Source organism: Streptomyces sp. CC208A (genome assembly GCF_030010625.1).
Lineage (GTDB): Bacteria > Actinomycetota > Actinomycetes > Streptomycetales > Streptomycetaceae > Streptomyces.
In genome coordinates this window covers 20,125-45,464 of sequence record NZ_JASCXN010000020.1, presented here as the reverse complement: position 1 = coordinate 45,464, position 25,340 = coordinate 20,125, and the positions used below count along the sequence as shown (strand labels likewise).

Annotated in this window: 19 protein-coding genes; 11 read left to right on the top strand and 8 right to left on the bottom strand. The window is 74.8% G+C overall.

The features are described from left to right. Positions 1–137: 137 nt before the first annotated feature. Positions 138–1,775, bottom strand: coding sequence for an acyl-CoA dehydrogenase family protein (locus tag QK442_RS21590; RefSeq protein ID WP_282695652.1), 1,638 nt, complete (start codon positions 1,773–1,775; stop codon positions 138–140). Positions 1,776–1,792: 17 nt separating this feature from the next. Here QK442_RS21590 and QK442_RS21585 point away from each other — a divergent pair, with 17 nt between their 5' ends. Next, entirely contained in the window at positions 1,793–2,917 is a 1,125-nt protein-coding gene (locus QK442_RS21585) for a YihY/virulence factor BrkB family protein (RefSeq protein ID WP_282695651.1), read from the top strand. A gap of 44 nt (positions 2,918–2,961) precedes the next feature. Continuing rightward, positions 2,962–3,684: a helix-turn-helix transcriptional regulator gene (locus QK442_RS21580; protein WP_282695650.1), complete on the top strand. Its 723-nt coding sequence runs from the start codon at positions 2,962–2,964 to the stop codon at positions 3,682–3,684. Here QK442_RS21580 and QK442_RS21575 read toward each other — a convergent pair. Further along, positions 3,636–4,043 carry a VOC family protein gene (locus QK442_RS21575; protein WP_282695649.1) on the bottom strand — a complete coding sequence of 136 codons (408 nt, stop codon included), beginning with the start codon at positions 4,041–4,043 and terminating at the stop codon, positions 3,636–3,638. The two genes, QK442_RS21580 and QK442_RS21575, sit on opposite strands and share 49 nt — an antisense overlap. A gap of 289 nt (positions 4,044–4,332) precedes the next feature. Between QK442_RS21575 and rsgA the strand changes: the two genes are divergently transcribed. Then, entirely contained in the window at positions 4,333–5,451 is a 1,119-nt protein-coding gene (gene rsgA / locus QK442_RS21570) for a ribosome small subunit-dependent GTPase A (RefSeq protein WP_282695648.1), read from the top strand. Between the two features lie 73 nt (positions 5,452–5,524). Continuing rightward, complete coding sequence (locus QK442_RS21565) at positions 5,525–6,877, top strand: DNA-3-methyladenine glycosylase 2 family protein (protein WP_282695647.1); 1,353 nt, start codon at positions 5,525–5,527, stop codon at positions 6,875–6,877. Here the strand turns inward: QK442_RS21565 and QK442_RS21560 are convergent. Together QK442_RS21560 and QK442_RS21555 are read right to left on the bottom strand one after the other, a co-directional pair. Next, on the bottom strand, positions 6,864–7,346 hold the full coding sequence (locus QK442_RS21560; RefSeq protein WP_282695646.1) for a DUF456 domain-containing protein: 483 nt from the start codon (positions 7,344–7,346) through the stop codon (positions 6,864–6,866). The two genes, QK442_RS21565 and QK442_RS21560, sit on opposite strands and share 14 nt — an antisense overlap. Positions 7,347–7,423: 77 nt before the next feature. Then, positions 7,424–8,407 carry a helix-turn-helix domain-containing protein gene (locus QK442_RS21555; protein ID WP_282695645.1) on the bottom strand — a complete coding sequence of 328 codons (984 nt, stop codon included), beginning with the start codon at positions 8,405–8,407 and terminating at the stop codon, positions 7,424–7,426. 239 nt (positions 8,408–8,646) lie between these two features. Here QK442_RS21555 and QK442_RS21550 point away from each other — a divergent pair, with 239 nt between their 5' ends. From QK442_RS21550 to QK442_RS21535, 4 genes are all read left to right on the top strand, one after another. After that, entirely contained in the window at positions 8,647–12,534 is a 3,888-nt protein-coding gene (locus QK442_RS21550; RefSeq protein ID WP_282695644.1) for a S8 family peptidase, read from the top strand. Positions 12,535–12,657: 123 nt separating this feature from the next. Beyond that, the gene (locus tag QK442_RS21545; protein WP_282695643.1) at positions 12,658–14,190 is read left to right on the top strand and encodes a protein phosphatase 2C domain-containing protein; all 1,533 of its coding nucleotides are present in this window, start codon (positions 12,658–12,660) and stop codon (positions 14,188–14,190) included. Positions 14,191–14,217: 27 nt separating this feature from the next. After that, positions 14,218–15,960: a pyruvate dehydrogenase gene (locus tag QK442_RS21540; protein WP_282695642.1), complete on the top strand. Its 1,743-nt coding sequence runs from the start codon at positions 14,218–14,220 to the stop codon at positions 15,958–15,960. Between the two features lie 83 nt (positions 15,961–16,043). After that, on the top strand, positions 16,044–16,448 hold the full coding sequence (locus tag QK442_RS21535) for an ATP-binding protein (protein WP_282695641.1): 405 nt from the start codon (positions 16,044–16,046) through the stop codon (positions 16,446–16,448). A 24-nt stretch (positions 16,449–16,472) separates the two neighbouring features. On the opposite strand, the gene QK442_RS21530 is transcribed toward QK442_RS21535, so the two are convergent. Both QK442_RS21530 and QK442_RS21525 read right to left on the bottom strand, forming a co-directional pair. Beyond that, a complete protein-coding gene (locus tag QK442_RS21530; protein ID WP_282695640.1) occupies positions 16,473–17,558 on the bottom strand; it encodes a DUF2637 domain-containing protein in 1,086 nt (361 codons plus the stop codon). A gap of 194 nt (positions 17,559–17,752) precedes the next feature. Beyond that, entirely contained in the window at positions 17,753–18,625 is an 873-nt protein-coding gene (locus tag QK442_RS21525; RefSeq protein ID WP_282695639.1) for a (2Fe-2S)-binding protein, read from the bottom strand. A gap of 240 nt (positions 18,626–18,865) precedes the next feature. On the opposite strand from QK442_RS21525, the gene QK442_RS21520 reads away from it, so the two are divergent. Beyond that, positions 18,866–19,639 carry a GntR family transcriptional regulator gene (locus QK442_RS21520; RefSeq protein WP_282695638.1) on the top strand — a complete coding sequence of 258 codons (774 nt, stop codon included), beginning with the start codon at positions 18,866–18,868 and terminating at the stop codon, positions 19,637–19,639. A gap of 92 nt (positions 19,640–19,731) precedes the next feature. After that, positions 19,732–21,333: a hypothetical protein gene (locus QK442_RS21515; protein WP_282695637.1), complete on the top strand. Its 1,602-nt coding sequence runs from the start codon at positions 19,732–19,734 to the stop codon at positions 21,331–21,333. A gap of 7 nt (positions 21,334–21,340) precedes the next feature. On the opposite strand, the gene QK442_RS21510 is transcribed toward QK442_RS21515, so the two are convergent. Continuing rightward, positions 21,341–22,129 carry a hypothetical protein gene (locus QK442_RS21510; RefSeq protein WP_282695636.1) on the bottom strand — a complete coding sequence of 263 codons (789 nt, stop codon included), beginning with the start codon at positions 22,127–22,129 and terminating at the stop codon, positions 21,341–21,343. A gap of 320 nt (positions 22,130–22,449) precedes the next feature. Then, entirely contained in the window at positions 22,450–24,144 is a 1,695-nt protein-coding gene (locus QK442_RS21505; RefSeq protein ID WP_282695635.1) for a PucR family transcriptional regulator, read from the bottom strand. Between the two features lie 305 nt (positions 24,145–24,449). On the opposite strand from QK442_RS21505, the gene QK442_RS21500 reads away from it, so the two are divergent. Further along, complete coding sequence (locus tag QK442_RS21500; RefSeq protein WP_282695634.1) at positions 24,450–25,340, top strand: xanthine dehydrogenase family protein subunit M; 891 nt, start codon at positions 24,450–24,452, stop codon at positions 25,338–25,340.

The window sequence follows — 25,340 nt, the reverse complement described above, 5'->3', positions numbered from 1 at the left end:
CCCGCCACCGCCGTCCCGCCCGCCCGCGTCCTCACGCGGCGGGTCGGCACCGCTCTACCACCGCGCGCAGATCCGGAGTGGGCGGCGGCATGCGGAAGCCCGCGCCCGCCTCCCCGCCGTCCCGCCCGCCCGCGTCCTCACGCCGCGGGCCGGGCCCGTTCCACCACCGCGCGCAGGTCCAGTGAGTGCGGCAGCGTGCCGAAGGCCGCGCCCGCCTCCCCGCCGAGCCGCCCCGCGCAGAACGCGTCCGCGACCTCAGGCGGCGCCCAGCGCACCAGCAGCGCCCCCTGGAGGACCAGCGCCATCCGCTCCGCGAGCCGCCGGGCCCGCGCCTCGATCCCCTCCAGGTCGGCCAGCTCGGCGAGCAGCCCGCGGATCGCCCGGTCGAGCCGCGGGTCCGCGCCCCGCGCCTCCCCGACCTCCCGCAGATACGCGTCAAGGGCCGCCGGCTCCGTCCGCAGCGCCCGCAGCACGTCCAGCGCCTGGATGTTCCCGGCGCCCTCCCACACCGAGTTCAGCGGCGACTCCCGCAGCAGCCGAGGCAGCCCGGACTCCTCCACGTACCCGTTCCCGCCCAGGCACTCCAGGGCCTCCGCCACCACCGGCACGCACCGCTTCGTCACCCAGTACTTCGCCGCCGGCACCGCGATCCGCAGCAGCGCCAGGTCCCGTTCCGTACCGGAGTCGTACGCCGCCGCAAGCCGCATCCCGAGGACGGTCGCCGCCTCCGACTCCACCGCCAGGTCGGCGAGCACGTTCCGCATCAGCGGCTTGTCGACGAGGGGACCGCCGAAGGCCGAGCGGTACGCGGCGTGGTGCACGGCCTGCGCCACCGCCTGCCGCATCAGCGCCGCAGAGCCGAGGACGCAGTCCAGCCGGGTCGCCGCCACCATCCCCATCACCGTCCGAAGGCCGCGCCCCTCCTCGCCGATCCGGCGCGCCCACGTCGTGCCGTCGAACTCCACCTCCGCCGAGGCGTTCGACCGGTTGCCGAGCTTGTCCTTGAGCCGCTGGAGCGCGAAGGCGTTGCGGGAGCCGTCGTTCAGCACCCGCGGCACCAGGAAGCAGGTGAGGCCGCCGGGCGCCCGGGCGAGCACCAGGAAGGCGTCCGACATCGGCGCCGAACAGAACCACTTGTGCCCGGTCAGGACGTACTCGCCCGCCGCCGCCAGCGGCCGCGCGGACGTCGTGACCGTCCGCAGGTCGCTGCCGCCCTGCTTCTCCGTCAGCCCCATCCCGAGGAGCACGCCCGCCTTTCCGGCGGCCGGCCGCAGCTCGCGCTCGTACAAGCGGGAGGCCGCCAGCGGCTCCCAGACCTCCGCCACCTCCGGCTCGGCCCGCAGCGCCGGCACCGCCGCGTGCGTCATCGACACCGGACAGCCGTGCCCGGCCTCCGCCTGGGTGGCCACCAGGAAACCGGCCGCGCGCCGCACGTGCCCGCCCGGCCGCCCCCACGCGTCCGTCAGCCCCGCCGCCACCGACTTGCCGAGCAGCCGGTGCCACGCCGGATGGAACTCCACCTCGTCGATCCGCCGCCCGTACCGGTCGTGGGTCCGCAGCCGCGGCGGAAAGGCGTTCGCCTGCTCGCCCCACTCCCGCACCTGCTCCGAACCCGTCGCCCGGCCGAGCGCCGTCAGCTCCTCGCGGACCGGGTCGAGCAGCTCCCCGGGCAGATGGCGGGCGACCGCCTCCGAGAGCGCCCGGTCGCAGCCGAAGACGTCGTACCCCACCAGGGGCGGAGGCTGGTTGGCCACGGTGTGGGAGCCCGCTGTCATGCAGATACGGTAAGCAGGTGCAGGCAGCAAGCGAAACACCCGACCAGCCGGAGCGGCGCCCCTGGAGCAGGCTGCACCGGGCCCGCGTCCTCTACCGCAACGTCTCCAAGCGGAAGATGGTCTGGCTGCTCCTCAAGGACACCGTCAACTCGTGCATCGAGTACCGGGTCCTCGGCCTCGCCGCCGAGGCCGCCTTCTTCACCCTGCTGTCCCTGCCACCCCTGCTGCTCGGTCTCATCGCCCTCCTCGGCTACGCCGACGAGTGGACCAACACCGACACCGTCGCCAGCATCGAGGAGAACATCCTCCGCGCCGCCGGCACGGTCCTCTCCGACCGGGGCGTCCGCGAGATCGCGCAGCCCATCCTCGACGACATCACCCAGGCGAAACGGCCCGAGCTGATCTCGCTCGGCTTCGCCATCGCCCTGTGGTCCGGCTCCCGCGCGGTGAACGTCTTCATCGACACCATCACCGTCATGTACGGCCTCGACGGCCACCGCGGCATCGTCAAGACCCGGCTCCTCGCCTTCCTCCTCTACATCGTGGCGCTGGTCATCGGAGCGGTGGTGCTGCCCCTCGCCGTCGTCGGCCCCGACCGGGTCGTCGAACTCGTCACCTGGGGCACCGACCTCGTCGCCGTCCTCTACTGGCCGGCCGTCATCCTGCTCTCCATCGCCTTCCTCACCACTCTCTACCACGTCTCCGTCCCCGTCAGATCCCCGTGGATCGAGGACATCCCGGGCGCGCTCGTCGCCCTCGCGATGTGGGTGCTCGGCAGCTTCCTGCTGCGGATCTACCTGACGAGCCAGGTCGAGGGCCCCACGATCTACGGCTCCCTGGCCGCCCCCATCGCCATCCTCCTGTGGATCGGTGTCTCCGCCTTCGCGGTCCTGGTCGGCGCGGCGGTCAACGCCGCCATCGACCGCGTCTGGCCCTCCGTGGCCACCGCCGCCGCCCGCGAGGCCAACGAACGCGCCCGCGCCGCCCAGGCAGCCGAACTCGTCGCCCGCATCCGCGCGGAGGCCGACGACGTCGACGAGGACGACCCCGACATGCCCTCCGAGTTCCCCGAACGCTGGTCCAAGTTCCTCCCCCCGGACGACGTGAAGGCCCGCCTCCACACGGGCTGGGAGAAGGACTGAGGGGGCCGGGGGCCGGCGAAGTACCGAAGAGGCCGGGGGAGTCGGTGTACGAGGAGCGTCCCGCCCGGCTCGACGGTGCCGTCCTGTGGACCCGGACGGCACCGGCCCCCGTGGTCTCCGACGCCCTCGTCGTCCCCGACGGCTGCATGGACCTGATCTGGGCCGACGGCCGCCTCCTCGTCGCGGGCGCCGACACGCGCGCGTACCGCCCGGAGACGGCCGTGGCCCGCTACGCCGGCCTGCGTTTCGCCCCCGGTGACGCCCCGCGCCTCCTCGGCGTCCCGGCCCGCGAGCTGCGCGACCGCCGGGTGGACCTCGCCGACCTGTGGGGCGCCGCCCCGGCCCGCCGCCTCGCCGGGCGGATCGGCACCGCCCCCGACCCGGCCGCCGCCCTGGAGGCGTACGCGCTCCGCCGCGCCGCCGACGCCGGACCGGCCGACCCGCTGCCCCGCGCGGTCGCCGCCCGGCTCCGCGCGGGCCGCCCCGTCGCCGAGACCGCCGACGCCCTCGGGCTCGGCGTCCGCCGCCTCCACCGGCTCTCCCTGGACGCCTTCGGCTACGGCCCCAGGACCCTGGCCCGGATCCTCCGCCTCCAGCACGCCCTCGCCCTCCTGAGGGCCGGACTCCCGCCCGCCGAGGCCGCCGCCCGTGCCGGCTACACGGACCAGCCCCACCTGACCCGCGACGTCCGCGCACTGGCGGGCACGACACCGGCCGCCTACGCGCGCGTGGCGGCCGGGACGTCGGCGAACAGCGAGACCCCGTAGCCGTCCGGGTCGTGGACGACGGCGTACCGCTGCCCCCAGACGGCGTCCCACGGCTCCAGGTGCCCCGTGTACCCGGCGCCGGTCAGCTCCGCGTACACCGCGTCCACCTCCTCCGCCGCACCGCACCGGAAGGCCAGCTCCCCGCGGCTCCCCCCGGCCCGCCGGTACGAGGGGTCGAAGGACCTGACGGACTCCTCCGTGTCCCACGCCAGTCGCAGCCCCCCGGGCAGCACCACCTCCACGTGCGGGGCCCCCTCCGCGCCCTCCGGGAAGTCGAGGCCCAGACGCCGGTAGAAGGCGAGCGAGGCGGCCATGTCGGCGACCACCAGGCCGATGAGATCGAGTCGAGGTGTCTTCATGCCACCGACGCTACGAGCCCCGCCCGGGGGCGTCTTGTACGGATCGGACACCGCGCGCGAAAAACCGTTGGCGCCACCCGGACGGCGGGGACTATCGTGACCGGCGTCGTTCAGGAGAGACACAGGACACAGGAGGTGTGACCGATGGCTGTCGTCACGAAGGGCCTTGCCCGCACGCGGAAGTTCGTCCACATCACCTCCGTGGCCACCGGCTGACCACCACCGAACCACCGGGATCCGCACGACCGGATCACCGCACGGCCGGGGCCACCCCTGTGAAGGGTTCCCCTTGTCTTTCCCGCTTTCCTCTCTTTCTTCTTCCTCTTCCTCCGTTCTCGACGCCCATGGCTGGGACTCCGGCTGGGCCGAGAGCTTCGCCCCGTACGCCGCCCAGGGGCTCGTCCCCGGCCGGGTCGTCCGGGTCGACCGGGGCCAGTGCGACGTCGCCACCCCCGGGGGCGTCGTGCGCGCCGACACCGCGTTCGTCACCCCGCACGATCCGCTGCGGGTGATCTGCACCGGCGACTGGGCCGCCGTCGACCCCGAGGAGGCCGGCGACCCCCGGTACGTACGGGCCTGTCTGCCGCGGCGGACCGCGTTCGCCCGGTCCACTTCCTCCAAGCGGTCCGAGGGGCAGATCCTCGCGGCCAACGTCGACCACGCGGTCATCACCGTCTCGCTCGCCGTCGAGCTGGACCTCGGACGGATCGAGCGGTTCCTCGCCCTCGCCTGGGAGTCGGGGGCCCGGCCGACCGTCGTCCTGTCCAAGGCCGATCTGGTCGCCGACCCGGTCGTCCTCTCCCACCTGGTGGAGGACGTGCAGGGGGTCGCGCCCGGCGTCGAGGTGCTACCGCTCAGTTCGGCCACCGGGGAGGGGGTCGAGGTGCTCAGGGCCGTCGTCTCCGGCGGCACCACCGTCCTCCTCGGGGTCTCCGGTGCCGGGAAGTCCACCCTCGCCAACGCGCTCGTCGGAGAGGACGTCATGACCGTGCAGGCGGCCCGCGACGTGGACGGCAAGGGGCGGCACACCACGACCACCCGGAACCTCTTCGTGCTGCCCGGCGGCGGGGTCCTCATCGACACGCCGGGACTGCGCGGCGTCGGGCTGTGGGACGCGGAGGCCGGGGTCGGGCAGACCTTCGCGGAGATCGAGGAGCTGGCGGCCGAGTGCCGCTTCCACGACTGCTCCCACGAGTCCGAACCGGGGTGCGCGGTCGCGGCGGCGATCGAGGACGGCTCCCTCTCCGTCCGCCGCCTGGAGAGCTACCGCAAGCTGCTCCGGGAGAACCAGCGGCTGGTCGCCAAGACCGACGCCCGGCTGCGGGGCGAGATCCGCAAGGACTGGAAGCGCAAGGGCGCCGCGGGGCGCGCCGCCATGGCGTTCAAGCGCGAGGGGCGGCTGCGGTAGCGGCTCCGGCCCGGGGGAGTGCCGTGTCCGAATCCCGCCAGTGGGCGGCGGTCCGCCGCCGCACACTGGGGGCATGACGGAACCGGACCACGAGAGCGACACCCGCTACCAGGCGGTGAGCAGCAGGGACGCGCGGTTCGACGGGGAGTTCTTCTTCGCCGTCCGCACCACCGGCATCTACTGCCGGCCCAGCTGCCCCGCCGTCACCCCCAAGCGGCGGAACGTCGCCTTCTTCCCGACGGCCGCCGCCGCCCAGGGCCACGGCTTCCGCGCCTGCCGCCGCTGCCGCCCCGACGCGGTGCCCGGCTCCGCCGAGTGGAACGTCCGGGCCGACGTCGTCGGACGGGCGGTCCGGATGATCGGCGACGGCGTCGTCGACCGCGAGGGCGTCCCCGGGCTCGCCGTCCGCCTCGGTTACAGCACCCGCCAGGTCCAGCGCCAGCTCACCGCCGAGCTGGGCGCGGGACCGGTGGCGCTGGCCCGCGCCCAGCGGGCCCACACCGCCCGCGTCCTGCTCCAGACCACCACCCTGCCGGTCACCGAGATCGCCTTCGCCGCCGGTTTCAGCAGCGTCCGGCAGTTCAACGACACCATCCGGGCCGTGTACGCCCGCACCCCGAGCGGGCTGCGCGCCGAGACGCCCGGCGGCCCGGGGCCCGGCGACGCCTCCGGCGTGCCGCTGCGGCTCGCGTACCGGGGGCCGTACGCCGCCCGCGAGGTCTTCGACCTGCTGGCCGCCGAGGCCCTGCCGGGCGTCGAGGAGGTCACCGGGCCGCCCGGCGCCCGCACCTACCGGCGCACCCTGCGGCTGCCGTACGGCCCCGGCGTCGTCGCCGTCGACGAACGGGCGCCCGGCGGCTGGCTGGAGGCCCGGCTGCACCTCGCCGAACTGCGCGACCTCACCACCGCCGTGCACCGGCTGCGCCGCCTCCTCGACCTCGACGCCGACCCGTACGCGGTCGCCGAACGGCTCGGCGCCGACCCCCGCCTCGCCGCCCGGGTCGCCGCCCGTCCGGGCGTCCGGTCGCCGGGCGCCGCGGAGCCGGAGGAGTACGCCCTCCGGGTCGTTCTCGGTCCCGGCGGGTCGGCCCGGGTGCTCGCGGAGCTCGGTACGCCGCTCGCCGCACCCGACGGCACGCTCCGCGCCCTCTTCCCCGCCCCGGCGGACCTCACCGCCCACCCCGTCGCCGGGCCCCTCGCCCGCGCCCTCGCCGACGGCACCCTCCGCCTCGACCCGGGCGCCGACCGCGACGAGGCCGCCCGCGTCCTCGGAGCCGTACCCGGCGTCGACGCCCGGACCGCCGCCCTGATCCGCACCCGCTCCCTGGGCGATCCGGACGTCCCCGCCCCGGACGGCCCGGACGCGCCGGAGTGGGCGCCCTGGAGGTCGTACGCCCGACGGTACCTGGAGATCAGCCCAGGATGACGGCGCCCGCCCACGCCCCCACGACCAGCAGACAGGCGAAGAGCTCGACGAGCACGCTCGTCCCCGCCGCCCGCATGATCGCGCGGGTCGCGGCACGGGCCTGGCCGTGCCCGCCGAGCCGGAGCCGCTCGGAGAGGTAGATGCCGCCGACGAAGCCGGGGACCGCGCCGAGCACCGGCAGCAGCACGAAGCCGAGGAGGGCGCCGGCGCCCGCGTACCCGATGGTCCGGCGGGTCAGGCCCACGCCCCGGAACCGGCGGGGCGGCAGCTGCCAGACCACCACCTGGGTGAGGAGCAGCAGCGCGGTCGAGGAGACGAGCAGGATCCACGCGAGGCCGGTCTGCACGTGCAGCGACCACCAGAGCATCGCGGCCCACACCAGCCAGGTACCCGGCACGCCGGGCGCGAGGACCCCGAACAGGCCGAGCAGCATGACCGTCGCGACCATCAGGAGCTGCCACACACCCACCCGCCCAGCCTCCCCCACCCGTGGTGTTCCCGCAGGTCGCGAGCGCCGATGGGGTGGACGGCGGGTGCCGCACGAACTCAGTGCCGGGCGACCCAGCCCTTCTCGTACGCGTGCCAGCCCAGCTGGAGGCGGGTCGTCACCGCGGCCAGTTCCATCAGGCCCTTCACCCGGCGCTGGACCGTCCGCAGACCGAGGTCCAGCTGCTTGGCCACGCTCGCGTCGGTCATGCCCGCGAGGAGCAGGGAGAGGATCTCCAGGTCGGTGGAGTCGGGGCCGGGGGCCTGCTCCTCGGTGATCTGGGCGCTCGCGCCGAGCCGCAGGGGCAGTGCCTCCCGCCACACCGACTCGAAGAGGCCCATCAGGGACTCCAGGAGGCCGCTCGCGTGCACCACGAGGGCGGCGGGCTCGACGCCCCGGCCGGTGAGGGGGACCATCGCGAGGTTGCGGTCGGCGACCACCAGCTTGGTGGGCACCCGGTCGACGACCCGGACCTGCTCCTCGCGGCCGAGCGCCGCCGTCAGTTCGAGGAGGCCGGAGGGGAGGGTCAGCACCTCGCGCTCGATGACCACCCGGTAGCGCACGCCCCGCCCGGCGGCCAGCTCCTCGGCGTCGTTCTCCAGGCCGGAGACCACCAGCGGCCGGCCGGTGACCAGCGCGCAGACCTCCTCGGCCGCGCCGAGCTGGAGCTGGAGGAAGCGGTGGGTGACGGCGCTCGCGCCGGTGACCACCTCGACCAGGTCGTGCACGGCCGGTTCGGCCGCCTCCGTCCGGTACTCCTCCGCCAGCAGCGCCGCCGCCAGCTCCGCCTGCTCCAGCTCGTGCCGCTGCTGGGTGAGGAGCGCGCCGAGCGCGACCGCGGGCGGCGCCGCCACCCAGCGGCCGGTGCGCGCCGAGGACTGGGCGGCGAGACCCTGCGCCTCCAGGCGGCGCAGCGCCCGTTCGGTGTCCCGCTCGGGCAGGGACAGCCGGTGGGCCAGGTCGGTGACCTCCGCCGCCCCGAGCGCGATCAGCGCCCGGTAGGCGGACTCCTGCCGCTCGTCCAGTCCTATCGCTCCCAGCATCGGTTCCCGCCCCTCGCCGTGCCGCCGGCGGACCACACACGAAATTCCGCATTCCGCGCGCGTTCTCCGGAGGCACTCGTTCCGTTGGTGACCTGGCGGGAATCGGCCACGGCGCATTCCCGCCTCGCCCATCATCCCTGCACCGCCCTCACCTCTGCCAATGTGGCGCCACCGCAGCACCAACCGCCTCCGGATACAGGTGACTTGCGCCTGTTGTCCGGATTCTGATGGGGAGAGCGATGCGTCCGATTTCGCGTACGGCCGTGGGGGCGGCGGCCGCCGCCGTCCTGGCCGTCACCGGGGCCCTGCCGTCCATCGCGGCCCAGCCGCCGGCCGACGGGTCCGCCGAACGCCCCTTGACGGGCAGCGAGACCCAGGCCCGCACCGGCGAGCGAAGCGAGATGGGGGTCCCCCCGGCCGGAGGCTGGGGGAGAAGCGAGATGGGGGTCCCCCCGGCCGGAGGCTGGGGGAGAAGCGAGATGGGGGTACCCCCGGCCGAAGGCCGGGGGAGGCCCGCCACGGTGACCCTGGTCACCGGCGACCGCGTCCTGGTGAGCCGCGACGGGCGGGGCGACCCCGCCGCCACCGTGCTGCCCCGCGAGGACGGCACCGTGCCGGTGGTCCAGACCCGCCGCTCCGGCCGGGACCTCTACGTGTACCCCGACACCGCCGCCGGGGCGCTCGCCGCCGACCTGGTCGACGAGGAGCTCTTCAACGTCACCGGCCTGGTCCGCCAGGGCTACGACGACGCCTCCACCACCACCCTGCCGCTCATCGCCGTCTACGGTTCCGGCGCCACCGCCCGCACCGCCCCGGCCGCCCCGCGCGGCGCCCGCCGCGGCCAGGTCCTCAAGGTCATCGACGGCGTCGCCCTCCAGGCCGACAAGAAGCAGGCCGCCACCTTCTGGTCCGAGGTCTCCGCCCCCGCCGCCCGCTCCGCCTCCGCCGCCATCGAGAAGCTGTGGCTGGACCGCAAGGTCGAGGCCGCCCTGGAGCGCTCCACCGGACAGGTGCACGCCCCCGAGGCCTGGGCCGCCGGCTATGACGGCACCGGCACCAAGGTCGCCGTCCTCGACACCGGCGCCGACGCCGAACACCCCGACCTCCAGGGCCGGATCGTCGCCTCGGAGAACTTCACCGACTCCGACACCGACGCCGACCGCGGGGGCCACGGCACCCACACCCTTTCCACCGTCGGAGGCACCGGCGCCGCCAGCGGCGGGAAGAAGAAGGGCGTCGCCCCCGGCGCCCGGCTCCTCAACGGCAAGGTCCTCAACGACCACGGCTCCGGCGCCACCTCCTGGATCATCGCCGGCATGGAATGGGCCGTCGCCCAGGGCGCCGACGTCGTCTCGATGAGCCTCGGCAACCCGTACGAGACCGACTGCGACGACCCGATGGCCGCCGCCGCCGAACAACTCGCCCAGGACAAGGGCACGTTGTTCGTCGTCGCCGCCGGCAACTCGGGCCCGTCCCTCAACTCGGTCTCCTCGCCCGGCTGCGCGCCCGGCGTCCTCACCGTCGGCGCCACCGACCGCGACGACTCCACCGCGTACTTCTCCAGCCGCAGCCCCGTGCCCAACGGGGCCCACACCCTCAAGCCGGAGATCGCCGCCCCCGGCGTCTCCATCTCCGCCGCCGCGGCCGGCGGCCGCGGCGTCTACGCGTACCAGTCGATGTCCGGTACGTCGATGGCCACTCCGCACGTCGCCGGGGCGGCGGCGATCCTGAAGCAGCGTCACCCCGACTGGACCGCACAGCAGGTGAAGGCCGCCCTCGTCTCCTCCGCCGACACCGGCATCCCCGGCGACGTCCGGGAGACCGGCGGCGGCCGGCTCGACGTCAAGGCCGCCGTCGACCAGACGGTCCTCTCCGCCCCGGCCGTCCAGGGCGGCACCTTCTCCTGGCCGCAGGACAGGAGCGACCGCACCACGGTCACCGTCCCCTACACCAACACCTCCGACGCCCCGGTCACCCTCGACCTCGCCGTCGAGAAGGTCACCGGCAACGACGGCTCCGCCGTCCGGTCGACCGTCGCCCGCCTCGGCAGGCGCACCGTCACCGTCCCGGCCGGCGCCACCGTCGGGGTCCCGCTCGCCCTCGACCCCGCCGCCCGCCTGGAACGCGCCCAGTACGGCGACGTCACCGGCAGGATCGTCGCCACGGGCCCCGGCGGCGTCCACGTCTCCACCCCGTTCTCCCTCTACGTCGAACCCGAGACGGTCACCCTCCGCGTCAAGCTGATCGACCGTCAGGGCGAGCCCGCCGCCGGCGCCTCCTCGCTCGACGTCATCGGCACCGACACCGCCACCGGTGAACGCCGCTTCAACGCCGGCGCCACCGACCAGGTCTACCGCCTGCGCCCCGGCAGCTACTTCCTCACCTCCTTCGTCACCACCCCCGACCCCGGCGAGGGCGCCACACTGACCGACTCGCTCACCCACCTGGCCCGGCCGCAGCTCGAACTCACCAGGGACACCACCGTCGTCCTCGACGCCCGCGAGGCCGCCCGGCTCTCGGTCCGCACCGACCGGCCGTCCGAACTCCGCGGCGCCACCCTCGCCTTCGCCCGCTCCTGGGACGACACCTGGCTGCACGCCGGGACCGCCGCCGGGCCGCGTACCGTCCGCGCCTACTACGCCTCCGTCGAGGGCGAGGCACGCGACGGCTCCTTCGAGTCCGGCAGTTACTGGCGCGCAGCCGCCCCGCAGATCACCTCCCTGCGCACCGGCGACGGCCTCGACCTCCACCCGGTGACCGCCTCCACCGGCTCCGACAACCTCGACGGCACCGGCTCCGCCCCGCTCGTCGACGCCGGCACCGGTACCCCCGAGGAGCTGAAGGCCGCCGGGGTCCAGGGCCGCCTCGCCCTCGTCCGCCTCCCCGACGACACCACCGGCGTCGCCGCCCTCGCCCGCGACGCCAAGGCCGCCGGCGCGATCGGCGTCCTCACCCACCACCGGTCGGCGGCCCGCTGGTATCCGAGCGCCGGCTTCACCGGTGCGGGCCTGCCCGCCCTCGCCGTCCCCGCCGCCGAGGCCGACGCCCTCCTCGACCGGCTCGCCGCCGGCGAGGTCACCCTCCACTGGAAGGCCACCGCGAAGCCCCCGTACGTCTACAGCCTCGCCTTCCCCGAGACCGACGAGATCGACCGCGACCGGGTCCACCGGGTCCGCGACGCCCGCCTCGGCCGCTCGGACGTCTCCTACGGCTCGGCCGGCATCGCCGCCGACTTCATGAACTTCCCCGCCGCGTACCGCCCGAACGGCGTCGCCGTCGGCTTCGGCGGCCTGGAGACCGTCCCCGCCCCCGGCAGCCGCACCGAGTACTACACGCCCGGCGACACCGTCTGGCAGCAGCTGACCGGCAGCAGCTTCCCCTTCGGCGAGCTCATGGTCGGCGACCGGCACGCCTACACCCCCGGCGAGCGGCGCACCGAACACTGGTACGACGGGATCATCGTCCCCACCGCCCCGCGCGACGACAGCGGCGCGCCCGTCCTCGTCGCCGAACGGCAGGGCGACCTCATCGGCTTCGCGAACGCCATGTGGGGCGACGGCTCGCACCACGCCGAGCCCGGCTCCTTCGGCGACATCGGCAACCTGCGGCTGCGCCGCGACGGTGAGACGATCGGCGAGACCGGCTGGCCCTTCGGAGTCTTCGAGGTGCCCGCCGAGCCCGGCACCTACGAGCTCGAACAGAACACGATGAAGATCGGCAACCGGAACTGGGCCCGCTCCACCTCGGTGCGGTCGATCTGGAAATTCACCTCCCGGCTCGACGAGACCGTCTATTCTCAGAGCATCCCGATCCTCTTCCCCCGGTACGACCTGCCGGTGGACGGACTCAAGACCCTCGCCGCCACCGACGGCCAGCGGATCCGCCTCGGCGCCACCGGTCACGCCGGATACAAGGTCGGCGCTCTCGCCTCCGCCTCGCTCTCGTACTCCTATGACGGGGGCGGCACCTGGACCGAGGCACGGGTCACCCAGGCGGACGGCGAGTGGATCGCGACCGTGAACCACGCGGGCGCGACGGGCAAGCCGGTCACCCTGAAGGCCGAACTGACGGACGCCAACGGCAACTCCGTCACCCAGACCGTGGTCCGCGCTTACGACGTGCGCTGACCACGACGGTCCGCCGGGCGTCCTTCCCGTGGGGGGTGGGGTCGCCCGGCGGACCACCCGTTCGCAGCAACGGTTTTCCTCGTGTCCCGTTTTCCCGAGCCGCCCGCGGTGGACAATAAGGGCATGACTCAGCAGGGGGACAACTGGTGGGACGCGCTCTACGACGAAGCGGCGGAGGACATCGCCCCGACGGCCTCGGGCGACAGCCTCGACGCCCGCTTCGCCTCCGCCACCCGGGCCACCACACCCGACACCACCGCACCTGACACCGCCCCGCCGCCTCCCACGACCGCCCCCCTGCCTCCGGTGCCCCCGGCACCTCCCGCGGCCCCGCCCGAGCCGCCGCGCCCGGCCAGGTCCGTCCTGCCCCCGCCGCCCCGTCCGGCCTCGGCGCCGGAGGCCGTACCGCCCGCGAAGGAGGCCGAGCCGGGCCCCGGAGCCGTACCGTCCCCGCCACCGGCCCGTCCCACGGTCCCGCCCGCGGTGCTCGGGCCCGCGCCGTGGGAGGCGCCCGTCAGCGGGCCCCGCACCTTCCCGTCGCCTCCCGCGGCCCCGCCCGAGCCGGAACCGAAGCCGGCGGGCGAGGACGTCACCGTCCAGGTGCAGGTGCCCGACGGGCACGAGCCGACGGTCCAGGTGGCCCTGCCCGCCGCCATGCCCCGGCCCCGTAGCGGCTTCGTCGGCAGCAGACCGCCCACGTACGAGGCCGAGCCGACCGCCCTGCCCACCGCACGGCCCGGCGAACTCGGCGACCTGGTCCCCGACACCGTCCTCGACGGCGCCCGCTACGGCACCGCCACCCTCCGCGCCGCCTCCGTCCGCGGCGACTCCGCCCGGTACCGGGGCGAGCCCCGCAGGGACGCCCTCCTCACCGCCCGCTTCGGCCACGACGAGACCGCCCTCGTCCTGGTCGCCGTCGCCGCCGGGTCCCGCGCCGCCGACGAGGCCCACCTGGCCGCCGCCGACGTCTGCCGCTGGATCGGCGAGGCCGTCGGCCGCAGTCACGCCCGGCTCTCCGAGGACATCCGCTCCGGCCGCCGCGGCGACCTCAAGTCCGGGCTCCACCGGCTCACCGACCGCACCTACGGACGGCTCCGGGCCAGTGCGGCAGAGAGAGGGCTCGCGCCCGACGCGTACACCGCGACCCTGCGCTGTCTGCTGATCCCCGCCGATCCCGACTGCCGGACCCGGGTCTTCTTCGGCATCGGCGGCGGCGGTCTCTTCCGGCTCCGCGACGGCGCCTGGCAGGACATCGAGCCGCTGCTCCCCGACCCCGCGTCGGTCACCGGAGCGCCCGTCGTCGGCTTCGGTTCGACCCCGCCGCACGGGACGCCCGAGGTGACCGAGGAGGGCGACCGGCTCACCATGGACCTCGGCATCGCCACCGCCCCCGGGCCCGTCATCGAGGAGCCCGTCCCGGCCCCGGCCGAACCGTTCCGCTTCCGTGCCTCGGTGGCCCGCCCCGGCGACACCCTCCTCCTCGCCTCGCCCGGCCTCGCCGAGCCGATGCGCGGCGAGCCCGCCCTCGCCCGCGAACTGGCGGCCCGGTGGACCGGCGCCGAGCCGCCCGGTCTCGCCGCCTTCCTCGCCGACACCCAGCTGAGGGTGACGGGGTACGCCGATGACCGTACGGGAGCGGCGGTCTGGGAGGCGTGACCGGCCGGGCCGTGTGTTGATGGACCCATGGCCCGACAGAACGTAGCGGAACAATTCGTCGACATCCTCGTCCGCGCCGGTGTGCAGCGCCTGTACGGAGTGGTCGGCGACAGCCTGAACCCGGTCGTCGACGCCATCCGGCGCCACTCCGCCATCGACTGGATCCAGGTGCGGCACGAGGAGACCGCCGCCTTCGCCGCGGGCGCCGAGGCCCAGATCACCGGCCGCCTCGCCGCCTGCGCGGGCTCCTGCGGGCCCGGCAACCTCCATCTCATCAACGGCCTGTACGACGCCCACCGCTCGATGGCCCCGGTCCTCGCCCTCGCCTCGCACATCCCGTCGAGCGAGATCGGGCTCGGCTACTTCCAGGAGACCCACCCCGACCGGCTGTTCCGCGAGTGCAGCCACTACAGCGAGCTGATCTCCAGCCCGAAGCAGATGCCCCGGCTGCTGCACACCGCCGTCCAGCACGCCGTCGGCCGCGGCGGCGTCTCGGTGGTCTCGCTGCCCGGTGACATCGCCGACCAGCCCGCCCCCGAGAAGACCGCCGGCAGCGCGCTCGTCACCTCCCGGCCCACCGTCCGCCCCGGCGACTCCGAGATCGACGCCCTGGTCCGGATGATCGACTCCGCCGAACGGGTGACGCTCTTCTGCGGCAGCGGCACCGCAGGCGCCCACGCCGAGGTGATGCAGTTCGCCGAACGCCTCAAGGCCCCCGTCGGACACGCCCTCCGGGGCAAGGAGTGGATCCAGTACGACAATCCCTTTGACGTCGGCATGAGTGGACTGCTCGGCTACGGCGCCGCCTACGAGGCCACCCACGAGTGCGACCTGCTGATCCTGCTCGGCACCGACTTCCCGTACAACGCCTTCCTCCCCGACGACGTCCGGATCGTGCAGATCGACGTCCGCCCCGAACACCTCGGCCGCCGCTCCCGGCTCGACCTCGCCGTCTGGGGCGACGTCCGCGAGACGCTGCGCTGCGTCACCCCCCGGATCCGGGCCCGCACCGACCGCCGCTTCCTCGACAAGATGCTGAAGAAGCACGCCGACGCCCTGGAGGGCGTGGTGAAGGCGTACACCCGCAAGGTCGAGAAGCGCACCCCGATCCACCCCGAGTACGTCGCCTCCGTCGTCGACGAACTCGCCGACGACGATGCGATTTTTACTGTCGACACCGGTATGTGCAATGTATGGGGGGCTCGTTACCTCACCCCCAACGGGCGCCGCCGGATCATCGGCTCCTTCAGCCACGGCTCCATGGCCAACGCGCTGCCGCAGGCCATCGGCGCGCAGTTCACCGACCGGGGCCGGCAGGTCGTCTCGCTCTCCGGCGACGGCGGCTTCTCCATGCTCATGGGCGACTTCCTCACCCTCGTCCAGTACGAACTCCCGGTGAAGATCGTGCTGTTCGACAATTCCTCGCTGGGCATGGTCGAGCTGGAGATGCTGGTCGCCGGGCTTCCCTCGTACGGCACGGGCAACAAGAACCCCGACTTCGCCGCCGTCGCCCGGGCCGCCGGCGCCTACGGGGTCCGCGTCGAGAAGCCCAAGCACCTCGCCGGCGCCCTCAAGGACGCCTTCAGGCACAAGGGCCCCGCCCTCGTCGACGTCGTCACCGACCCCAACGCCCTCTCCATCCCCCCGAAGATCAGCGCCGAGATGGTCACCGGCTTCGCCCTCTCCGCCAGCAAGATCGTCCTCGACGGGGGAGTGGGCCGGATGCTCCAGATGGCGCGCTCCAACCTGCGCAACGTGCCCCGTCCCTGAGGCCCGCGGCCGGGCGCATGCGGGCGGGCTCGCGGGGCAGGCTTTCCCCGTGAGCCTGTTCGACACGACCGTGGGTGGGGGCTATGGCCGGGAAGGCACGACAGCCGACTCAACTGCTCAGGAAGGTGGGAGGAGCGGATCTGACCGCGGTGCCGGAGGTACGCCACGCGTTACGCGCACTCCTCGGCGCCTGGGGCGGACCGGGCGCCGGTGACGTCGCCGAACTGCTCACCAGCGAACTGGTCACCAACGCGCTCGTCCACACCGGTCACGGCGCCGTCGTGACCGCCACCGTGGACCCCGGACAACTCCGGGTCGAGGTCCGGGATTTTGAACCCGGCCTTGTCGGTCCGCTCGTACCGCCCGCCGACGACGGTACGCACGGCCGGGGGCTCTTCCTCGTCAGGGAGCTGGCCGACTCCTGGGGGATCGAGGAGCACGGCGGCGGCAAGGTCGTCTGGTTCGAACTGAACGGCGGGGCCGCCTGAGGCGACCCCGCCGCATCGGGGCTGCTAGCCGAACTGGCGCTCCATCTCGGAGAGTTTGCGCTCCAGGGAGTCGAGCCGGGGCAGCGTCTGGGTGTCGTCCTCGGCGGTGAGGTCCACCGTCCGTGACTCACTCGCCCTGACGGCTTGCAGGGAGGGCCGGGGCCTGAGCGGCAGTTGTCCCGGGTCCGCTATGGCAGGTTCCGCGACGGCCGCGGGCACGGCGGCCGTCGCGGAACCCGACCCGGACCCGGGGGCCTGGCCCCCGCCGGTCCCGGCGGCGTTCAGCGCCGCCACCTCCACCTGCCGTCCACCGCGCCCGAAGGCCCGGTGCTGGCGGTTGAGTGCCTTGATCCTCGCCCGGTCGAGCTTGGCCTGCTCGCGCCGGCGGATCCGGTTCTGCTCCTTCTCGCGCCGGTCCTCCCGGACCTCGTCCACGGCCTCGTCCAGGGTCCGTACGCCTTCCAGGAGCATCAGCGACCAGGCCGCGAAGGTCTCCCGGGGCGCCCGCAGCCACCGCACGATCCGGATCTGCGGCAGCGGGCGCGGCACCAGGCCCTGCTCGCGCAGCGCCGCCCGGCGGGTCTGCTTCAGCGCCCGGTCGAAGAGGACCGCCGCCGACAGGGACATCCCCGCGAAGAACTGCGGGGCCCCGTCGTGGCCCAGACCGCGCGGCGCGTGCACCCAGTTGAACCAGGCCGCTGCCCCCGCGAAGAGCCAGACCAGGAGCCGGGAGCCGAGGGCCGCGTCGCCGTGGCTGGCCTCGCGGACGGCGAGCACCGAGCAGAACATCGCGGCGCCGTCGAGGCCGAACGGCACCAGGTACTCCCAGCCGCCGGTCAGGTTGAGGTTCTGCCGGCCGAAGCCGACGAGCCCGTGGAAGGAGAGCGCCGCCGCGACCGCGGCGCAGCAGAACAGCAGCCCGTAGGAGGCGAATCCGTAGATGGCCTCCTTGCGTCTGCGGCGTTCCTCGCTGCGCTCCCAGGAGTCCTCGGCCGCGGCCTGGTCACCGGCGCGCTTCCCGCGCGCGAGCACCGCCACCGCCGTCAGGACTCCGGCGACCATCACGCCGCCCGGAAGCAGCCAGTCCAGCGATATGTCGGTCAGTCTCATGCGGTGTCCCTCGCATCGCAGTAGGGCGTTTGGCCGCCCATACTGTCCGACCGATCGGTGGGCCCACGGGGTTTCGGGGCAAGAGCACGCCAACGGGGGCTCAGGGCATACGAATAGGTACCTTCTACTCGAACGACCGCCCGACCGTGTGGAGTTGAGTTCGATTCGAGTCACCTGTACGGGTGGTGTGATCCTCAGGCGGTGGCGGCGAGCCGCCTGGCTCGGTCCGCGTCGCAGGTGCGCGGACAGGTGAGGCAGGTGTCCTCGGGGCGCAGCGTGTAGAAGAAGCAGCAGGCGGCCCGGTCCCGGGTGGCGCGGGGGGTGCCGTCCGGCGCCGGGGCCCCGGCCAGCGCGCGGAAGCCCGCTCCGCCCGCGTACGGCTTCTCCGGCCTCCTCCCGGCGGTGCCCGGCAGCAGCTCCTCCAGCTCGGCCATGGCCCGCTCCTCCTCGCCGAGCAGGGCGCCGACGTACCAGAGGCCCTCCACGATCTCGTCCGTCACCATCCCCCACAGGGCGCGGCGGCCCCGCCGCATCCGCGGCCCGAAGCCGTCCAGGAGGGCCTCGAAGTGCTCGGCGAGCGAGGCGCGCACCTCCGCGCGCAGGGCGTCCTCACCGGCGACCACCCGTGCGCCGGGCAGGGCGGCCGCGGGATCGCCGGGCAGGCAGGCGAACTCCTCGACGCGGACCGCCATGCGGCCCAGGGCGCGCTGGAAGGAGACGGCCCCGACGGGGAGGCGGGGGACCCGGCGGTCCAGGAACCAGGGGACGGTCACCAGGAGGCAGGCGGGCCAGGCGTAGCGGTGCAGTCCGAAGCTCGCGACGACGTCGGGGCGGGCCTGCCGGCCGTGGTCGCGGAGCACCTGCGTGTTGTCCCAGGCGAGGAAGGCGTCCAGGGCGGCCCCGCCGGCCGCGAGCTCCTCGGCCCGGACCCAGCCGGCGCCCTGCGGCGGCCGCGCGCCCCCGGCCGTCTCCTCCGCGCGCAGTCCCGGGAACACCTCGGCCAGCCGGGCGTACGCGGCCGCGACGGGCGAGGCGAGGGGGGAGGGCAACAGGGCGGGGACGGCCATGGGGGACCACCGAATCGCGATCGTTGACAGGTTAGCCTTACCTTACCCGAAACGGCATCGCGTCTCACCACCGGCGGACCCGCTCCCACCTGCGCCGGAAGGGCGCGGTCCCGCGGAACGGTCCGTTCGCCTATGGTGCACAGGGGACCCCGGTATCGCGAGCCGGGCCCGGCACGAGGCCGCAGGAGGACCCGGGTGGAGCAGGGCGCAGCGCGCGAGCGGGCGACGGAAGGACCGTCCGTGCGATTCGGCGACCCCGGGGAGGCGCGGGCGGGCGAGGCGTACGAGGCCGCGCCCGACGCCGTACGGGTCCCCAGGCAGGTGCGGGGCGAGCACACCCACGGCGAGACGCCCTTCTTCTCTCCCGGCTCTCCCGGCGACGGGCCGCGGGCCGTCCAGCGGCACTCCGTGCGGGGGCAGATCCTCGACGCCCTGCGCACCGCCCTCGTCTCCGGGGAGCTGCGGCCCGGCGAGGTGTACTCCGCCCCCGTCCTCGGCGAGCGCTTCGGCGTCTCCGCGACCCCCGTCCGCGAGGCCATGCAGCGCCTCGCCGTCGAGGGCGCCGTCGAGGTCGTGCCCAACCGCGGCTTCCGCGTCGTCGTCCGCACCCCCCGCGAGCTGGCCGAGCTGGCCGAGGTGCGGGCCCTGATCGAGGTCCCGGTCATGCTGCGCCTCGCCCGTACCGTCCCGCCCGGCGACTGGGCCGCGCTCCGTCCGCTCGCCGAGGCCACCGGCGCGGCGGCGGCCCGGGGAGACCGGGCGCACTACGCGGAGGCCGACCGGGCCTTCCACCGCGCGGTGCTCGCCCTCGCCGGCAACCAGCAGCTCCTCGCCGTCGCCGACGACCTCCACCGCCGCTCGCAGTGGCCCCTCCTCAGCGCCCCCGTTCCGCGCCACGCGGACCTGGTCGCCGACGCCGCCGAGCACACCGCCCTCCTCGACGCCCTGGCCGCCCAGGACCTCCCGGTCGTCGAGGCCCTGGTCCGCGAGCACTTCACCGGGGCCGACGGCTGAGTGGCCCTGCCGTGGACCCTGCCCGCGGGGTCCGCGCCCACTAAGGTCAAGGGCGACAGCCGTCCGTACCGCGCCGCCCGTGAGGTTGCCCCATGCCGTCCGCGACCCCGTCCCCCGCGGACGGACGCCGACCCTCCCCCACCGGTACGGAACCCGCCGCCACGGCGCTGCTCGGCTGGCTCACCGACCCCGAGGCCCCCCGGCTCTGCCTGGTCACCGGCGCGTCCGGCAGCGGCAAGACCGCCCTCCTCGGGTGGCTCGCCACGCACGGCACCCGGGCCCGCGGGGGCAGGGCCCGTACCGACCGCGTCCTCGTCCCGCTCGCCGGGCAGAGCGCCCTCGGCGTGGCCTGGACGCTCGCGAACCGGCTCGGCGTGGTGGCCCGCACCCCGGCCGACCTCGTCCACGCGCTCGCCACGAGCGAGGCCCGCCGCACCGGGCGGACCGTGCTGCTCCTCACCGATCTGCACGCCGCGGCCGAGCCGGGCGCCGTCGCCGAACTGCTCGGCGGGCTCGCCGAGGTCGGACGGATCCGGCTCGTGGTGGAGGTCCGCACCGGCGTCCGGCCGCCGGAGGCCGCCCGTACGACCGTCGTCGACCTCGACGATTCCGATGAGCCCGCCGGACACGCGGCGCCGGCGCCATCCGCCCCCGCTCTTCCCGACCTCTCCGATCCCGTCGCCGTCTGCGCCGCCGACCCGCTCCTCGTCACCACCGGTTACGCGACGGCCACGGCCGACGACCACGGGGGCCTGCGCGGCGCGTGGCTGCGGGTGGGGCAGGCGCTGTGCGCGGCGGACGGGCCGGCCGGGCGGGCACTGGTGCTGCTCAGCGCGCTCGGCGACGGCGCCGACCCCCGGCTGCGGCCGGCCCTCGCCGAGCAGGCCGCGCCGGCGCCGTGGCGGGTGCGGTGGGCGCGGCACCGGGGGGACGTCGCCCCGCCGTGGCCCGGGCCCGTCGCGGTGCTCGGCGCGACGGCGGGCGGGCCCTCGGCCGATCTGGTGCTCGTGGGCGACCTCACCGGCACGGTCCGGCTGCTGCGGGAGGCGGACGCCTCCGTCGCGGGGCGGCTCGCCCACCGGGTCACGGGCGGGATCACCGCCCTCGCGCCCACCGCCGACGGGACGGTGCTGCTGCTCGACGAGCGCGGCCGGCTGCACACCGTACGGGGCACCGCGCCCCGCCCGCCCTATCTGGAGCGGCTCACCGACGCCGTCTCCACCACCCTGTCCCGGCACCCCGGCACGGCGCTCGCGGCCATCGCGGGCTCGGTGGTGGTGGGGGACCGGCTCGGCTCCGTCCACGCCTTCGGGGTGACGGGGCTGCACCAGGCGGCCCCGCACAGCGGCCGGGTCACCGCCGTGACCGCCGTCGAGTCCGAGACCCCCTTCGTCTGCTCGGGCGGCGCCGACGGCACCGTACGGCTCTGGACGCCGGGCCGCGCCCCGGTCTCCGAACCGCTCGCGGAGCGCCGTGCGCCGGTCGTCGCCCTGCACGCGGCCCCCACCCCGGGCGGCCCGCTGGTCGCGGTCGCCTGGGCCGACGGCCGGGTGGAGCTGATCCCCGCAGAGGGCGGCCGGCGCCGGGCCTTCCGCCCGGGGCCCGCCGTCCGCGCCGTCGCCGTCACCGTCACCGGAGCGCTCCTGGTCGGCACCGACGAGAGTCTCATCTGCCTGGAGCCGCAGGGGAGGTGACGTACCGTCACATGGCTGTGCGGGGTGTCAGCTGCCCTGCCAGCCAGGTCGGTACGCCGCCGAGGAGGCGGAAGAGGCGGCGGGCCTCGGCGCGCAGCCGGCCCGCCTCCGGTTCCGTCTCCGTGTCCGCCAGGGCGGTCAGCGCCGGAGCCGTACCGACCAGGTAGCCCAACTCCTCCCGGATCCGCAGCGATTCGGCGAAGCCGTGCCGGGCCTCCGCCAACTCGCCCTCGCGCAGCGCCAGTCCGGCGAGGTGGCGCCAGGTGGAGGAGAGCAGCAGCGAGTCGCCCTGCGCCGTCGCCCCGGCGTGCGCACGGCGGTACGCGGCGCGGGCCGCCTGCGGGGAGTCGCCCAGGTTCTGCGCGATCAGGCCGCGCCGGTAGTCGAGCAGCGGACGGCCCGCCGCCGAGGGGGCGATCAGCGCCGCCGCCCGGCCGAGCGCCATCCGGGCCTCGTCGGCCCGGTCGCGCACCCCGAGGAGGGTGGAGGCGTAGGCGAGGTAGCCGCGTTCGCAGGCCGCGGCCCCGCGTTCCTCGTCACTGCTCGCGACCGCCTCGGCGGTGCGCAGCGCCTCCTCGGCCTCGGCCCAGCCCCGTTCGGTGTAGAGGCAGCGCTCGATCAGGAGCGCGGCCCGTTCGAGTGTGGCGGCCGGTTCGTGGGCGCGGTGGGCGAGCAGCGCCGCCGCGTCGGACCAGCAACCGCGGGAGCGGAGCCGCCATATGGCGGTCTCCACCGGAGTCTCCTCGCCGTAGGCGAGGGACGGGTTCTCGCCGCCCCCTGATTCGGAACCAGACATGGCGGTGTCCGCCACATTGCCCTCCCCGAGCGCGCCATCGAGCTGTTGAGTAGGACGGCATCTCAGCACGAACGGCCGTACCCGGCCAAGGGGTCGGGTGAAAAATTTCACAAAGGTTGGGGAGGTGTGGAACGCCCCGTCGGGACCGGGGCCGACGGGGCGTCAGAGGGTGCTGGGGCCCGTGATCACAGGGGTGATCAGGGAGAGTGACGAGGTGTCGGACCCCGCCGGAAGAGCGGGCGGAGGGGACCTCCCTCACTCCTTCGGACTCAACCGAAGGAGTGAATTCCGGGAGCGTGTCAAAGCCGTCCGGAGCGGGGTCAGCTCATCCGCAGGGCCAGGAAGAAGTCGAGCTTGTCCTCCAGGCGGGACAGGTCGCGGCCGGTCAGCTGCTCGATCCGGCCGACCCGGTAGCGCAGCGTGTTCACGTGCAGGTGCAGCCGGGTCGCGCAGCGCGTCCAGGAGCCGTCGCAGTCCAGGAACGCCTCCAGGGTCGGGATCAGCTCCGCGCGGTGGCGCCGGTCGTAGTCGCGCAGCGGGTCGAGCAGCCGGGCCGTGAAGGCGCGCCGCACGTCGTCCGGGACGAAGGGCAGCAGCAGCACGTGCGAGGCCAGCTCGTGGTGGCCCGCCGCGCAGACCCGGCCGGGACGGGCGGCGGCCACCCGGCGGGCGTGCCGGGCCTCCTCCAGGGCGCCGCGCAGGCCCTCCGCCGAGTGCACGGCGGCGCTGACGCCCAGCGTGAGCCGCCCGTCGTCGGCGAGGCCGGACGAGAGCGGAGCGCGTACCGCCGAGAGCAGGGCGTCCGCGTGCAGGCCGAGGGCGGGGGCCGGGCCGTCGTCCTCGCTCTCCGGCAGCGGTCCCGCGGCCAGCGGCACCAGCGCGATGGCCTCGTCGCCCGTGTGGGCGACGGCGATCCGGTCGGCGGACTCCGCGCCGACGGTCGCCGGGTCCACCAGGATCTCCTCCAGGAGCGCCTGGGTGACCGGGCCCGACTCCACCGGGGCCTGCCCGCCCTCCTGGTCCCACTCGACGCGGGCGACGACCACCTGCCAGTGCGGGGCGGTGCCGAGGCCGGGCAGCAGCACCGGGGCGGCGACCCGCAGGCGGGCCGCGATCTCGGCGGGCGCGGCGCCCGTCTGCACCAGCTCCAGGACCTCCTGGGCGAGCCTGCGCCGCACCGTACGGGCCGCGTCGCGCCGGTCCCGCTCGACGGCGATCAGCTGGGTGACGCCCTGGAGCAGGTCGAGCCGGGCGGCGGGCCACTCCCCGGCGTCGGCCTCCACGGCGAGCAGCCAGTCCGACAGGACCGTCTCGCGCACGTCCCTGGCGGCGGGCCCGGCGGCGCGGACGGCGTTCCGGATCGGGAAGAGCGAGTACGCGGTGCCGTTCACGGTCAGCCGGTGCGGGCCGCGCCGGCCGGTCCGGGTGGCGGCCAGGTGCTCGCCCGCGAGACCGGCGGCGAGGGCCGGGTCGAGCGGCTCGCCCGCGCCCGCGATCTGCCGCCCGGTGGGGGAGAGGACCCAGGCCCGCAGGTCCAGGTCGGAGCCGAGCAGGTCGAGGACGGCCTCGGGGCCGCCCCCCGCGGGACCGGAGGTCATCAGCCGCCTGTGCCGATCCACGACGGCCGCCAGGTCGCCCGCCCGCTCGCCGGAGACCTGTCGAACAACGTGCTCGGTGATCGTCGCGAACGCAACGGATTCGTTGACCGCGAAAAGCGGCAGACGGTGGCGAGAACACGCCTGTACGAGATCGTCGGGGATGTCGCCCAGCTCGGCCTCGCCGGCCGCGAGCGCGGCCACCCCGGCCGAGGCCAGGATCCGGACGAAGGGCTCGGCGTCGGCCGCCTCCCGCAGCCAGGCCAGGCCGGTGAGCACCAGCTCACCCCCGGACAGGTACCGACTGGGGTCCTTGAGGTCCGTGGTCATCACGCCACGGACGGAGCGGTCCAGCTCGTCCTCGCCGCCCAGGAGGCGCAGCCCGAGCGCGTCGTTCTCCAGCAGTGCGCGCAGCCGCATGGTCTCGCCGCCGTTCCTTCGTTCCGGTGATCGTGTGTGTCCCGTTGTCGACGGTGGGGTGGTGCCACTGTTTCCAGGGGAAAACAGCGAGGTTTACGTTCCCCGCCTTTCGTTCGAATCTACAAGACGTGCCGGGGCACCGGCCAACTCCTTCATGGTTTCGGTTACTGCACACGGGCCCGGCGGCCTTGTGTACTAGGCCACACACCGCGTGAACAGGACATGAACACGAAGTCGAGGGCCGAACGTCCCGCAGGGCCCCGTCGTCCGCCCCCGATCCCCGGAATCACTAGAAGAGAGCCACCATGGACTTCCTTCGCCCCGCCAGCTGGGAGGAGGCGCTCGCCGCCAAGGCCGAGCACCCCACGGCCGTCCCCATCTCCGGCGGTACCGACGTCATGGTCGAGATCAACTTCGACCACCGGCGCCCCGAGTACCTCCTGGACCTGAACCGCATCGAGCTGCTGCGCGAGTGGGAGGTCGGCGAGGAGAACGTCCGACTCGGCGCTTCCGTTCCGTACACGCAGATCATGGAGAACCTGCGGGCCGAGCTGCCGGGCCTGGCGCTCGCCTCGCACACGGTCGCCTCCCCGCAGATCCGCAACCGCGGCGGCGTCGGCGGCAACCTCGGCACCGCCTCCCCGGCGGGTGACGCGCACCCCGCCCTCCTCGCCGCCGGCGCCGAGGTCGAGGTCGAGTCGGTCCGCGGCAGCCGCTTCATCCCGATCGACGAGTTCTACACCGGCGTGAAGCGCAACGCGCTCCAGCCCGACGAGCTCATCAAGACCGTCCACATCAAGAAGGCGGACGGCCCCCAGCAGTACTCCAAGGTCGGCACCCGCAACGCGATGGTCATCGCCGTCTGCGCCTTCGGCCTGGCCCTGCACCCCGAGACCCGGACCGTCCGCACCGGCATCGGTTCGGCCGCGCCGACCCCGATCCGCGCCAAGGAGGCCGAGGCCTTCCTCAACGCGGCTCTGGAGGAGGGCGGTTTCTGGGACAACGGCAAGATCATCACCCCCTCGATCGCGAAGCAGTTCGCCGACCTCTGCTCGGCCGCCGCCAACCCGATCGACGACGTCCGCGGCACCGCCAAGTACCGGCGCCACGCCGTCGGCATCATGGCCCGCCGCCAGCTCGGCTGGACCTGGGAGCAGTACCGCGGCACCGGCCGCACGCTTGAGGGAGCTGCATAA